Genomic DNA, 14,060 nt, shown 5'->3' on the forward strand with positions numbered 1-14,060 from the left:
TGGCGTTCCTCCCTCTGGAGTCGAGCGCCCGCCGCGAGCAGAAGGCCGGCATCGAGCGCCTCGCCGCAGAGGAAGGACTCGAGGTCCTCGGCTGGCGCGTCGTCCCCACCGCCAACGAGCACCTGGGCAAGCTCGCCGATGAGGCCCGCCCGGCGTTCGAGCAGCTCTTCATCACGGCCCCCGGCGCCGTCGCCGGCATCGCCCTGGACCGCCTGGCCTACCGGCTGCGCAAGCGCGCCGGACACGAGCTGGGCGCCTATTTCGTCTCCCTGTCGGCCCGCACCCTCGGGTACAAGGGCATGGTCACCACGCTGCAGCTGGAGCCGTTCTACCCCGATCTGCAGGACGAGCGCTTCGCCTCCGAGCTCGCCGTGGTGCACTCGCGCTACTCGACCAACACGTTCCCGTCCTGGCCGCTCGCGCAGCCGCTGCGGATGCTCGCGCACAACGGCGAGATCAACACGATCGGCGGCAATCGCAACTGGATGCGCGCCCGGCAGTCGCAGCTGGAGTCCGAGCTGCTCGGCGACATCGCCCCGCTGCTCCCGATCTGCACCGACGGCGCCAGCGACTCGGCATCCTTCGACGAGGTGCTGGAGCTGCTCACCCTGACCGGTCGCAGCCTGCCGCACGCGGTCATGATGATGGTGCCCGCCGCATGGGAGAAGCAGACCGACCTCGACCCGGATCTGCGCGCGTTCTACGAGTACCACGCGAACCAGATGGAGCCGTGGGACGGCCCCGCCGCCCTGATCTTCACCGACGGCGTGCAGGTGGGTGCCACGCTCGACCGCAACGGCCTGCGCCCCGGGCGCTGGACCGAGACCACCGACGGACTCGTCGTGATCGGCAGCGAGACGGGCGTGCTGGAGTTCGCACCGGAGCGCATCAAGCGCCGCGGGCGCCTGCAGCCCGGCCGGATGTTCCTGGTCGACACGGCGCAGCGCCGCATCATCGAGGACGAGGAGGTCAAGCGCGATCTGGCCGCCCTGCACCCCTGGGCCGACTGGCTGGCGGAGGGCGCCGTGCGCCTGGCCGACCTCCCCGAGCGCGAGCACATCGTGCACCCCGCGGCATCCATCACCCGTCGCCAGCGCACCTTCGGCTACACGGAGGAGGAGGTGCGCATCCTGCTCACCCCGATGGGGCAGAACGGTGCCGAGCCGCTCGGCGCGATGGGCAGCGACACGCCCATCGCGGCGCTCAGCGAGCGCCCGCGGCTGCTCTTCGACTACTTCGTGCAGCAGTTCGCGCAGGTGACGAACCCGCCCCTTGATGCGATCCGCGAAGAGGTCGTCACCAGCCTGCGTCTCGGCCTCGGACCCGAGCGCAACCTGCTCGACTGGGGTCCCGAGCATGCGCGCACGGTGAGCCTCGACTTCCCGGTCATCGACAACGACGAGCTGGCGAAGATCCGGCACATCGACCGCGCTCTTCCCGGCCGCTCCAGCGCCACCATCCGCGGCCTGTACCACTTCGACGCGGGTCCCCACACGCTGGCTGACCGGCTGGCGGCGATGTGCGCCGAGGCGGATGCCGCGATCGAACGCGGCGCGGAGCTGCTGATCCTGTCGGACCGCGACTCGAACAAGGACCTCGTCCCGATCCCGTCGCTGCTCATGGTCGCCGCCGTGCACCACCACCTCATCCGCCGCGAGAACCGCATGAAGGTCGGTCTCGTGGTCGAGGCGGGCGATGTGCGCGAGGTGCATCACGTGGCCACGCTGATCGGCTACGGCGCCTCGGCCGTGAACCCGTACCTGGCGATGGAGACCGTGGAGCACCTGGTGCGCACCGGCTACATCACGGGCATCAGCACGGAGGAGGCCGTCCACAACGTGATCCACGCGCTCGGCAAGGGCGCGCTGAAGATCATGTCCAAGATGGGCATCTCCACGGTCGGCTCCTACGCGGGAGCGCAGGTGTTCGAGGCGATCGGCCTGAGCCAGGAGTTCGTCGACGCCTACTTCACCGGCACCGAGACCAAGCTCGGCGGCATCGGCATCGAGGACGTGTTCGCCGAGAACCAGGCGCGACACGACTACGCCTATCCCGAGGACGAGGCGGCCAGGGCGCACGAGCGGCTGTGGACCGGCGGCGAGTACCAGTGGCGGCGAGACGGGTCCCCACACCTGTTCAACCCGGACACGGTGTTCCGCCTGCAGCACTCCACCCGCACCCGCCGATACGACATCTTCCGCGAGTACACCAAGCTCGTGGACGACCAGGCGCACGAGCTGAAGACCCTGCGCGGCCTTTTCGAGCTGCGCACCGGCGAGCGGCCGCCCGTCCCGCTGGACGAGGTCGAACCCGTCAACGCGATCGTCAAGCGGTTCTCCACCGGAGCGATGAGCTACGGCTCGATCTCGCAGGAGGCTCATGAGACGCTCGCCATCGCGATGAACCGCCTCGGCGCCAAGTCGAACACTGGTGAGGGCGGCGAGGACCCGGAACGCCTGGTCGACCCGGAGCGCCGCAGCGCCATCAAGCAGGTGGCGTCCGGCCGGTTCGGCGTGACCAGCCAGTACCTGACCGAGGCGACCGATCTGCAGATCAAGCTCGCCCAGGGCGCCAAGCCCGGCGAGGGCGGGCAGCTGCCGCCGCAGAAGGTGTACCCGTGGGTGGCGCGCACGCGTCACGCGACGCCGGGCGTGGGGCTGATCTCCCCGCCGCCGCACCACGACATCTACTCGATCGAGGACCTCAAGCAGCTCATCTTCGACCTCAAGCGCGCGAACCCGAAGGCCCGCATCCACACCAAGCTGGTCAGCCAGTCCGGTATCGGCGCGGTCGCCGCGGGCGTGGCGAAGGCGCTCAGCGACGTCATCCTCGTCGCGGGGCACGACGGAGGCACCGGCGCGAGCCCGCTGAACTCACTCAAGCACGCCGGTACGCCGTGGGAGCTGGGACTCGCCGAGACGCAGCAGACGCTCATGCTCAACGGCATGCGCGACCGCGTCGTGGTGCAGGTCGACGGACAGCTCAAGACCGGCCGCGACGTGATCATCGGCGCCCTGCTGGGAGCCGAGGAGTTCGGCTTCGCGACCGCACCGCTGGTCGTGAGCGGATGCATTATGATGCGGGTCTGCCACCTGGACACCTGCCCCGTGGGCGTCGCGACCCAGAACCCGCTGCTGCGGTCGCGGTTCACCGGCAAGCCGGAGTTCGTCGTCAACTTCATGGAGTTCATCGCCGAAGAGGTGCGCGAGCACCTCGCGGCGCTCGGCTTCCGGTCGCTGGACGAGATCATCGGCCACACCGAGCTGCTGCGCACCGACGCCGCCGTCCACCACTGGAAGACCGAGGGACTGGACCTGTCGCCGATCCTCGCCGGGCCGGTGTTCCCCTCCGGGGAGCCGCGCAAGAGCGGCCGGACGCAGGACCACGAACTGCACAAGCACTTCGACACCACGCTGATCGCGCTGTCCGGGGACGCCCTCGAGCAGGGCGACCCGGTGCGCATCGACCTGCCGATCCGCAACACCGAGCGCGCGGTGGGGACGATGCTGGGCCACCACGTCACGGAGCGCTACGGCGCCGCCGGCCTCCCGCCGGAGACCATAGACGTGACGCTCCAGGGCACGGCCGGTCAGTCGCTCGGCGCATTCATGCCGGCGGGCATCATGCTTCGACTCGAGGGAGACGCCAACGACTACGTCGGCAAGGGCCTCTCCGGCGGGGACATCGTGATCCGCCCGCCGAGGGATGCGTCGTTCGAACCGCACCGGAACGTGATCGCGGGCAACGTGATCGGGTACGGCGCCACCTCGGGGACGATGTTCATCTCCGGTGTCGTGGGGGAGCGGTTCCTGGTGCGCAACTCGGGCGCGACGGCGGTCGTGGAGGGTGTCGGCGACCACGCCCTGGAGTACATGACCGGCGGGCTCGCCGTGATCCTCGGCACCACGGGACGCAACCTGGGTGCAGGCATGTCCGGCGGTGTCGCATACGTGCACGCGCTGCGCGAGACGCAGGTGAACGCGGAGGCGCTCGAGAGCGGCGAGCTCCAGCTCGTGCCGCTGGATGACGCCGACGCCGCGACGCTGAACCACCTGCTGACCGAGCACGTCGAGCGCACGGGTTCGCCGCTGGCGACCGAGCTGCTCGCCGATGCCGACGCCCTGCGGACCGCCTTCGTCAAGGTGCTGCCGCGGGACTACGCCGCCGTGCAGGAGATCCGCCGCAAGGCGCAGGCCGCAGGGGACGACCCCGACGGCGAGAATATCTGGACCCGGATCCTGGAGGTGACCCGTGGCTGACCCGAAGGGCTTCCTCAAGACGACTCAGCGCGAGCTGCCGGCGCGCCGTCCGGTGGCGGTGCGCATCATGGACTGGAAAGAGGTCTACGAGGACACCGACCGCACCGTGCTGCGCCGCCAGGCGGGACGCTGCATGGACTGCGGCGTGCCGTTCTGCCACTCCGGATGCCCGCTGGGCAACATCATCCCGGAGTGGAACGACCTGACCTGGCGCGACGAGCGGCAGGCAGCGAGCGACCGGCTGCACGCCACGAACAACTTCCCGGAGTTCACCGGGCGGCTGTGCCCGGCACCGTGCGAGAGCGCCTGCGTGCTGGGGATCAACCAGCCTGCCGTCACGATCAAGCACATCGAGCAGTCGATCGCCGATGACGCGATCGAGAATGGCTGGGTGCAGCCCCGCCCGCCGCAGCGCCTCACGGGCAAGACGGACGCCGTGGTGGGGTCCGGCCCCGCCGGGCTCGCCGCGGCTCAGCAGCTCACCCGCGCCGGTCACACCGTCGTCGTCTACGAGCGCGACGACCGCATCGGCGGGCTGCTGCGCTACGGCATCCCCGACTTCAAGATGGAGAAGCGCCACGTCGACGCGCGTCTGCGTCAGATGGAGGAGGAGGGCACCCGTTTCCGGCCGGGCGTCGAGATCGGCGCGCAGCTGTCCTGGAGCGACCTCCGGGCGCGCTACGACGCCGTGCTCATCGCGACCGGATCCACGGTGCCGCGCGATCTGCCGATCCCCGGTCGTGACCTGCCCGGCGTACATTTCGCGATGGACTATCTGGTGCAGTCCAACCGTGCGGTGGCCGGTGACGAGGTCCCCGGCCAGATCAGCGCCGCCGGAAAGCACGTCGTGGTCATCGGCGGTGGCGACACCGGCGCCGACTGCATCGGCACCGCCCACCGCCAGGGCGCGCGCAGCGTGACCAACCTGGCCATCGGGCGGCGTCCTGGCACGGAGCGCAGCGAGAACCAGCCCTGGCCGACGCAGCCCACCCTGTTCGAGGTGCAGTCCGCACACGAGGAGGGCGGTGAGCGCACCTACCTCGCCTCGACGGTGGAGTTCCTCTCCGACGACACCGGGGCGCTGCGCGCCCTGCGCGTCGCCGAGACCGCGTTCGTCGACGGCAAGCGGGTACCGCAGAGCGGAACGGAGCGGGAGATCCCCGCCGAGCTCGTGCTCATCGCGATGGGCTTCACCGGACCGGAGGCCGACGTGCTCGGCGAGAGGGACGTGCCCGCCCTCACCGGTCGCGGCGTGTACCAGCGCGACGCGCGGTTCGCATCCTCGGAGCCCGGGGTCTACGTCGCCGGCGACGCCGGGCGCGGACAGTCCCTGATCGTCTGGGCGATCGCAGAGGGTCGTGCCGCCGCAGCCGCCATCGATCGCGACCTGATGGGCGCCACCACGCTGCCCGCACCGGTCGCTGCAACGGAGGTCGCACTCAGCGTCAAGCCTGCGTAGGCTGAGTGTGGCAACGTCGCCAAGTCCCCGTACCCCTTCCCACCCTGGAGATGCCGTTGAGACGCGCGAAGATCGTGGCCACACTCGGGCCTGCAACCTCGACCTATGAAACGGTCCGTGCACTGATCGAGGCCGGTGTGGACGTCGCACGGCTGAACCTCAGCCACGGCGACTACTCCGTGCACGAGGCGAACTACGCCAACGTGCGCCGGGCCGCGGACGACGCCGGCCGCGCCGTCGCCGTGCTGGTCGATCTGCAGGGACCGAAGATCCGCCTCGGTCGTTTCGAGGACGGGCCCTACGAGCTCGCCGTCGGCGACATCTTCAAGATCACCACCGAGGACATCATCGGCAACCGGGAGATCTGCGGCACGACGTTCAAGGGGCTCCCTCAGGACGTCAAGGCGGGCGACTTCCTGCTCATCGACGACGGCAAGGTGCGCGTCGAGGTCGTGGACACCGACGGCACCGTCGTCACGACCCGCGTGGTCGTCGCCGGCGCCGTGTCGAACAACAAGGGCATCAACCTGCCCGGTGTCGCCGTGAACGTCCCGGCTCTGAGCGAGAAGGACGAGGAGGACCTGCGCTGGGGTCTGCGCACCGGCGCCGACCTGATCGCGCTCTCGTTCGTGCGCAACGCCGCCGATGTGGAGCGCGTGCACGAGATCATGGCCGAGGAGGGCGTGCGCGTCCCCGTCATCGCCAAGATCGAGAAGCCGCAGGCGGTCGATGCACTCGAGGAGATCGTCGACGCGTTCGACGGCATCATGGTCGCCCGTGGAGACCTGGGTGTCGAGCTGCCTCTCGAGGCCGTCCCGATCGTGCAGAAGCGCGCGGTCGAGCTCGCTCGCCGCAACGCGAAGCCGGTGATCGTCGCCACGCAGATGCTCGAGTCGATGATCAACAGCCCCGTACCCACCCGCGCCGAGACCTCGGACGTCGCCAACGCCGTGCTCGACGGCGCTGACGCCGTGATGCTCTCCGGCGAGACCAGCGTGGGGGAGTACCCCGTGGTGGTCGTGGAGACCATGGCCCGCATCATCGAGTCGACCGAGGAGCACGGGCTGGAGCGGATCTCCCCGCTCACCAACAAGCCGCGCACTCAGGGTGGCGCGGTGACGCTCGCGGCTCTGGAGGTCGCCGAGTTCGTCGACGCCAAGTTCCTCTGCGTGTTCACGCAGTCCGGCGACTCCGCGCGCCGCCTCTCGCGGCTGCGCTCGCGCATCCCGATGCTCGCGTACACGCCCGAGCCCGGCATCCGCCGCCGCATGGCGCTGACCTGGGGCATCCGCTCGACCCTCGTCGAGATGGTGCAGCACACCGACGCGATGTACCACCAGGTGGACGAGCACCTGCTCGGCACCGGCCTGGCGAAGGAAGGGGACAAGGTCGTCGTGATCTCCGGTTCCCCTCCCGGGATCATCGGCTCCACGAACGACATCCGCATCCACAAGGTGGGGGATGCCGTGGGTGGAGCGGCGCCGATCTACAAGACCGGCGTCTGAGACTGAGACGCTTTCGAAGGGGCGGGCCTGCGGGTCCGCCCCTTCGCCGTGCGCTAAAGTCGATCCGGGCCGGCGTGGCGGAATGGCAGACGCGGAGCACTCAAAATGCTTTGTCCGAGAGGACGTGTGGGTTCGAGTCCCACCGCCGGCACAAGGTGAACAGATAGGATTCTTACCGTGACTGACGTAGAACAGCCTGAGCAGCCCACGGCATCCGCCCCGCGACGCGTGGTCGTCGCCGAGGACGAGTCGCTGATCCGCCTTGACATCGTCGAGATCCTCCGCGACAACGGCTTTGACGTCGTCGGCGAGGCGGGCGACGGTGAGACGGCCGTGGCCCTCGCCACCGAGCTGCGCCCCGACCTGGTCGTGATGGACGTGAAGATGCCTCTGCTCGACGGCATCAGCGCGGCCGAGAAGCTCCACAAGAACAACATCGCACCCGTCGTGCTGCTGACCGCGTTCAGCCAGAAGGAGCTCGTCGAGCGCGCGAGCGAGGCCGGTGCACTGGCGTACGTGGTCAAGCCCTTCCCGCCGAACGACTTGCTGCCCGCGATCGAGATCGCGCTGGCCCGCCACGAGCAGATCATCACGCTCGAGGCAGAGGTCGCCGACATGGTCGAGCGCTTCGAGACCCGCAAGCTCGTCGATCGCGCCAAGGGCCTGCTGAACGAGAAGATGGGCCTGAGCGAGCCTGAGGCGTTCCGCTGGATCCAGAAGGCGTCCATGGACCGCCGTCTCACGATGCAGGACGTCGCCAAGGCGATCATCGAGCAGCTCGCCCCCAAGAAGTGAGCACGATCCCCTGACATCGAACGGGGCCCCGCCTGATGGCGGGGCCCCGTTCGCATCCGCGTCAGGCGGGCATCTCCTTGATCATGTTGGTGATGCGGATCGTGGAGCAGCGCCGGCCCTGATCGTCGGTGACCACGATCTCGTGCACCGTCATGCTGCGGCCGAGGTGGATCGGCGTGCAGACCCCGGTGACGATGCCCGAGGTCGCCGAGCGCGTGTGCGTGGCATTGATGTCGACGCCGACCGCGAGACGGCCGGGTCCGGCGTGCAGGTTGGCGGCCATCGAACCGAGCGACTCGCCCAGCACCACGTACGCGCCGCCGTGCAGCAGGCCCACGGGCTGGGTGTTGCCCTCCACGGGCATCGTGCCGACGCTGCGTTCGACGGAGAACTCGGTGAACTCGATCCCCATCTTCTGCGCCAGAGCGCCCATGCCGCGCTGCGTGGCCCACTCCATACCCGTCATCCGAGCCTGCTCGTCCATCTGAGCCTGATCCGTCACGCGTCCTCCTCGGTGAGTGTCCGTCGCTCTCGTTAGGCTTGCAGGGTGACGGACTCCGCAAAGCCTACCCTCATGGTCGTCGACGGCCACTCGCTCGCGTACCGGGCGTTCTTCGCCCTTCCGGTCGAGAACTTCACGACCAGGGACAACCAGCACACGAACGCCATCTACGGCTTCCTGTCGATGCTGGTCAACCTCATCAAGGCTGAGAAGCCCACGCACATGGCCATCGCCTTCGACACCTCGCGGCACTCGTTCCGCACCGATGAGTACCCGGAGTACAAGGCGACGCGCTCCGAGACCCCGAACGAGTTCAAAGGCCAGATCCCGCTGCTCCAGGACTGCCTGGCAGCGATGTCGATCCCGGTGCTCACCAAGGAGGGCATCGAGGCCGACGACATCCTCGCGACGCTCGCACGACAGGGCTCCGAGAAGGGCTACGACGTGCTCGTGGTCTCCGGCGACCGCGACTCGATCCAGCTCGTGAACGACGAGGTGACGCTGCTGTACCCCTCGGTGCAGGGGGTGTCGCAGCTCAAGCGCTACGACCCGATCGCCGTGCAGGAGCGCTACGGCGTCCGGCCGGAGCAGTACCCCGACATCGCGGCGCTGGTCGGCGAGACCAGCGACAACCTGCCCGGCGTGCCGAAGGTGGGGGAGAAGACGGCCGTCAAGTGGCTGACGCAGTTCGGCTCGCTGGACGAGCTGCTCGAGCGAGCCGGCGAGATCAAGGGCGTCGTCGGCGGCAACCTCCGGGACCACATCGAGGACGTGCGCCGCAACCGGCGGCTGAACCGCCTGCTGAACGACGTAGAGCTGCCCGTCGGCCCCGACGAGCTGGCCGTGGCACCCATCGACGCCCAGGCGGTGCGCGACATCTTCGCACGCCTGGAGTTCCGCACCCTGCTGCCGCGCGTCTTCGAGGCAGTCGGGGCCGCTGACGAGCCCGTGCACGACGAGCCCGCCGTGAAGGTGCCCGAGCCCACCGAGTCGTCGGCGTCCGCCGCGGCCGAGTGGCTCGCCGCGCAGGACGGCGAGATCGGCGTGCGCCTCGTGCTGAACGGCTCGACGATCACGCGCTTCGGCTTCGCCAGTGCGACGGAGCTGCACGAGGGCGGTTGGAACGACGACGCGGCTGCCGCGCTGCGCGGCTGGCTGGAGTCCGACGCGCCCAAGGTGCTCGACGACGCGAAGCCGCAGGTGAAGGCGCTGCTGCGGTCCGGTATCCGCATCGGCGGCATCGCCTACGACACGCTGCTCGCGGGCTGGCTGATGCGCCCGAGCTTCCCGGACAAGACCCTCGCGCACCTCGTCGGCCGTTACCTCGACGAGAAGCTGCCCGAGGCCGATCCCACCCAGCTCGTGCCCGAGACAGACGGCGCGACGCCCTCCCAGGAGGCCTGGTTCACGCTGCGCACGGCCGCCGCGATCCGCGAGGCGATGCCGGACTCCGTGACGACGGTGCTCACCGACATCGAGCTGCCGACCCTGCTCACGCTGGCCGACATGGAGGTCGCGGGCGTCGCCGTCTCCCACGACGTGCTCTCCACGTTCTCGGGCGAGCTGCTCACCCGCACCGAGAGCCTCGCCGCCGACGCGTTCGCGCTCGTCGGCCGGGAGTTCAACCTGGGCTCGCCCAAGCAACTGCAGGAGGTGCTGTTCGACGACCTCCAGCTGCCCAAGACGCGCAAGACCAAGACCGGCTACTCCACGGATGCGGCAGTGCTCGCAGATCTGCAGGACACCAACCCGCACCCGTTCCTCGACCTGCTGCTGCAGCATCGCGAGGCCACCAAGCTCCGCCAGATCATCGAGTCGCTCGACACCGCGATCGGCGCCGACCATCGCATCCGCACCACCTACGTGCAGACCGGGAGCCAGACCGGACGGCTGTCCAGCACCGACCCCAACCTGCAGAACATCCCGGTGCGCACCGAGGAGTCCCGTCGCATCCGCAGCGCCTTCGAGGTCGGGGAGGGCTACGAGTCCCTCCTCACCGCCGACTACTCGCAGATCGAGATGCGCATCATGGCGCATCTGTCCGGTGACGCCGGGCTGATCGAGGCGTTCAACTCCGGTGAGGACCTGCACCGGTTCGTCGGCGCCAGGGTCTTCGGCGTCGCGCCCGAGGAGGTCACCTCGGCCATGCGCACCAAGGTCAAGGCGATGTCGTATGGCCTCGTCTACGGGCTCTCGGCCTTCGGGCTGTCCAAGCAGCTGCGCATCGAGCAGTCCGAGGCCAAGCAGCTGATGATGGAGTACTTCGCCCGGTTCGGCGCGGTGCGCGACTACCTTCGCGCCTCGGTACTGAAGGCGAAGGAAGACGGTTACACCGAGACGATCTTCGGTCGCCGGCGCCCGTTCCCGGACCTCAGCAGCCCCAACCGGGTGCTGCGCGAGAACGCCGAGCGCGCCGCGCTGAACGCCCCGATCCAGGGCAGCGCCGCCGACATCATGAAGATCGCCCTGTTCCGCATCCACGCGGACCTGCGCCAGGCCGAGCTGCGCTCACGGGCCCTGCTGCAGATCCACGACGAACTCGTCGTCGAGATCGCGCCGGGGGAGTGGGACGCCGTGGAGGCGATCGTGCGCGAGCGCATGGGCGGAGCCGCCGACCTCTCGGTGCCGCTGGACGTGCAGGTCGGTCGCGGACGCAACTGGAACGAAGCGGCGCACTGATCCCCTGACCTGCGGCCGTGCGGGGCTAGGCTCGAATCCATGACTGCTGAACCCCGCACCCCCTCCGCGATCGACCAGGTCGCCGAGCGCTGGGTGGACACCCTTGTGGATCTGTCGCCGACGCTGGCGACCTACATCGGCCGTAACGAGGCGAACGGAAAGCTCGACGACCTCAGCCCCGAGGGCCACGAACGCTCGGTCGCCGCGGCACGCGCGACACTCGCCGAGCTCGACGCACTGGAGCCCGTCGACGAGATCGATCGGGTCACCAAGACCGACCTGTCCTCCGAGCTCCGCCTGCAGGTGGAGCTGCACGACGCACAGTGGCACCTGCGCGATCTGAACGTGATCGCGTCCGCGCCGCAGGACTTCCGGCAGGCGTTCGATCTGATGCCCACGGCGACCGCCGAGGACTGGTCGGTCGTCGCGGAGCGCCTGGCCGCGCTGCCCGCGGCCATCAAGGGCTACACCGAAACGCTGCGCGAGGGAATCCGCCAGGGCGTCGTCCCCGCCCGCCGGCAGGTGACCGAGGTGGCCACCCAGATCGGCCGCTACACGGCGGATGACGGCTTCTTCGCGGCGTTCGTCGCCGAGGCCGCTCCCGAGGAGGGTCAGCTGCCGGCGTCCCTCGCCAAGGAGCTCGCCGACCGCTCGGGCGCCGCCCGCGTCGCCTACGACGAGCTGCGCGCCTTCCTCACCGGCGAACTGGCTCCGGCGGCACCGGAGCAGGATGCCGTCGGCCGCGAGCTCTACGCGCTGAACTCCCGCCGCTTCCTCGGTGCCACGATCGACCTCGACGAGACCTACGAGTGGGGCCGCGACGAGCTCGAGCGGATGATCGCCGAGCAGAACTCGATCGCGAACGAGATCCTCCCCGGAGCCACGGTCGAGGAGGCGGTCGCGCACCTCGAGGCCGATCCGTCCCGCAAGCTGCACGGCACCGAGGCGCTGCAGCGCTGGATGCAGGAGACCAGCGACAAGGCCATCGCGGACCTCGGCACCAGTCACTTCGACATCCCCGAGCAGATCCGCGAGCTCGAGTGCATGATCGCCCCCACCCAGGAGGGCGGGATCTACTACACCGGGCCGACCGACGACTTCTCGCGTCCCGGCCGCATGTGGTGGTCCGTGCCCGAGGGCGTGACCGAGTTCGACACCTGGCGCGAGCTGACCACGGTATACCACGAGGGCGTCCCCGGCCACCACCTGCAGATCGCGCAGGCGACCTACAATCGCGCCGAGCTGAACACCTGGCGGCGCGTGCTGGCGGGCACCTCCGGTCACGCCGAGGGCTGGGCCCTGTACGCCGAGCGTCTGATGGAGCAGCTCGGCTACCGCGACGATCCCGCGGACCGGCTCGGCATGCTCGACGGCCAGCGCATGCGCGCCCTGCGCGTCGTGCTGGACATCGGCGTCCACCTGGGCAAGCCGCGCCTCGACGGCGACGGTGTCTGGGACCACGACTACGCCCTGGACATGATGCGCCGCAACGTGAACATGTCCGACGAGTTCCGCCAGTTCGAGGTGAACCGCTACCTCGGATGGCCGGGCCAGGCGCCGTCGTACAAGGTCGGACAGCGCATCTGGGAGCAGGTCCGTGACGCCGTGCGCGCCCAGGAGGGCGACGCGTTCTCGTTCAAGGGGTTCCACAAGCGCGCCCTCGACATGGGCGGCGTGGGCCTGGACACGCTGCGATCCGTGTTCCACGTCTGAGACCCGCGTGCGGGCATCTCATCGTAGAGGTGTGGTCATACTGACCTCACCTCTACGATGAGAGCATGTCCGAACCCTCGCTGACGAGCCGGTCGTCCCTGGCCGCACGACTCGACGCCCTGCCCTTCACGCGCTCGCATCTGCGCGTGCTGACGGGCTCCGGCGTCGGCTGGGCCCTGGACGCCATGGACGTCGGCCTCATCTCGTTCATCATCGCGGTGCTCGCCCGGGAGTGGTCGCTCGATTCGTTCACGACCGGGTGGATCGCATCGGCCGGATTCATCGGGATGGCGATCGGCGCGAGCGTCGGCGGGCTGCTGGCCGACCGGCTGGGGCGCCGGTACGTCTTCGCCGTGACGCTGCTGATCTACGGCCTCGCGACCGGGGCGAGCGCCCTGGTCGGCGGGGTGGCCATGCTCATCGTGCTCCGGTTCTTCGTGGGCCTCGGGCTCGGCGCCGAGCTGCCGGTGGCGTCCACGTACGTCAGCGAGTTCGCACCCGCCCGCATCCGCGGTCGGCTGATCGTGATCCTGGAGGCGTTCTGGGCGGTCGGCTGGACGGCATCCGCCCTGATCGGCTACTTCGTGATCCCGGCCTCCGAGAACGGCTGGCGGTGGGCGTTCGCGCTCGGTGCGATCCCCGCGGTGTACGCCCTGGTCGTGCGGTGGGGCCTGCCCGAGTCGCCGCGCTGGCTGGTGTCACGGGGTCGCATGGGGGAGGCCGAGCGGATCGTCTCGCGGCTGGAGACGGATGCCGACCTGCAGCGAACCCCCGCGATCCGCAGAGAGCCGGTGCGCGAGACGCTCGCCCCCACCGCGTCGCGGCGGGTCGCCCTGCTGTGGGCGCCGGAGTTCCGGCTCCGCACCGCCAGCGTCTGGCTGGTGTGGTTCTGCGTGAACTTCGCTTACTACGGCGCGTTCATCTGGATCCCCAGCATCCTCTTCGCCGCCGGCTACGACCTGGTCAAGTCGTTCGGCTTCACCCTGCTGATCACGCTCGCGCAGCTGCCGGGGTACGCCGCCGCGGCGTGGCTGATCGAGGTGTGGGGCAGGCGTCTGACCCTGTCGGTGTTCCTGACCGGTTCCGCCGTCTCGGCAGTGCTCTTCGGCATCGCCGGAAGCGAGGGCATGATCATCACGACCGGAATG

General features: G+C 69.4%; 8 protein-coding genes and 1 tRNA gene. 8 read left to right on the plus strand and 1 reads right to left on the minus strand.

The window, feature by feature from the left end; genetic code table 11:
• The 5 genes from gltB to BGN97_RS14840 form a co-directional block, all read left to right on the plus strand.
• Positions 1-4,259: glutamate synthase large subunit (gltB, locus tag BGN97_RS14820; protein WP_292703106.1), on the plus strand; the 4,259-nt coding region annotated here is incomplete at its 5' end.
• Entirely contained in the window at positions 4,252-5,718 is a 1,467-nt protein-coding gene (locus tag BGN97_RS14825; protein ID WP_292703108.1) for a glutamate synthase subunit beta, read from the plus strand. The genes gltB and BGN97_RS14825, both read left to right, overlap by 8 nt.
• Positions 5,719-5,774: 56 nt before the next feature.
• A complete protein-coding gene (pyk, locus tag BGN97_RS14830; RefSeq protein WP_292703606.1) occupies positions 5,775-7,223 on the plus strand; it encodes a pyruvate kinase in 1,449 nt (482 codons plus the stop codon).
• A gap of 68 nt (positions 7,224-7,291) precedes the next feature.
• Positions 7,292-7,374: transfer RNA gene (locus BGN97_RS14835), tRNA-Leu, on the plus strand.
• Between the two features lie 26 nt (positions 7,375-7,400).
• Complete coding sequence (locus BGN97_RS14840) at positions 7,401-8,018, plus strand: response regulator (protein ID WP_292703110.1); 618 nt, start codon at positions 7,401-7,403, stop codon at positions 8,016-8,018.
• A 61-nt stretch (positions 8,019-8,079) separates the two neighbouring features.
• Here the strand turns inward: BGN97_RS14840 and BGN97_RS14845 are convergent, their stop codons facing one another.
• Entirely contained in the window at positions 8,080-8,502 is a 423-nt protein-coding gene (locus BGN97_RS14845) for a hotdog fold thioesterase (RefSeq protein ID WP_292703609.1), read from the minus strand.
• A gap of 63 nt (positions 8,503-8,565) precedes the next feature.
• Here BGN97_RS14845 and polA point away from each other — a divergent pair, with 63 nt between their 5' ends.
• The 3 genes from polA to BGN97_RS14860 form a co-directional block, all read left to right on the plus strand.
• Positions 8,566-11,199 (plus strand): DNA polymerase I, encoded by a 2,634-nt coding sequence (gene polA / locus BGN97_RS14850; protein WP_292703112.1) that lies wholly within the window; start codon positions 8,566-8,568, stop codon positions 11,197-11,199.
• Between the two features lie 39 nt (positions 11,200-11,238).
• The gene (locus BGN97_RS14855; RefSeq protein ID WP_292703114.1) at positions 11,239-12,912 is read left to right on the plus strand and encodes a DUF885 domain-containing protein; all 1,674 of its coding nucleotides are present in this window, start codon (positions 11,239-11,241) and stop codon (positions 12,910-12,912) included.
• 65 nt (positions 12,913-12,977) lie between these two features.
• On the plus strand, positions 12,978-14,060 hold a 1,083-nt coding region (locus BGN97_RS14860; protein ID WP_292703117.1), incomplete at its 3' end, for an MFS transporter.

The sequence above is a fragment of the Microbacterium sp. 69-10 genome, from assembly GCF_001897945.1.
Classification (GTDB): domain Bacteria; phylum Actinomycetota; class Actinomycetes; order Actinomycetales; family Microbacteriaceae; genus Microbacterium.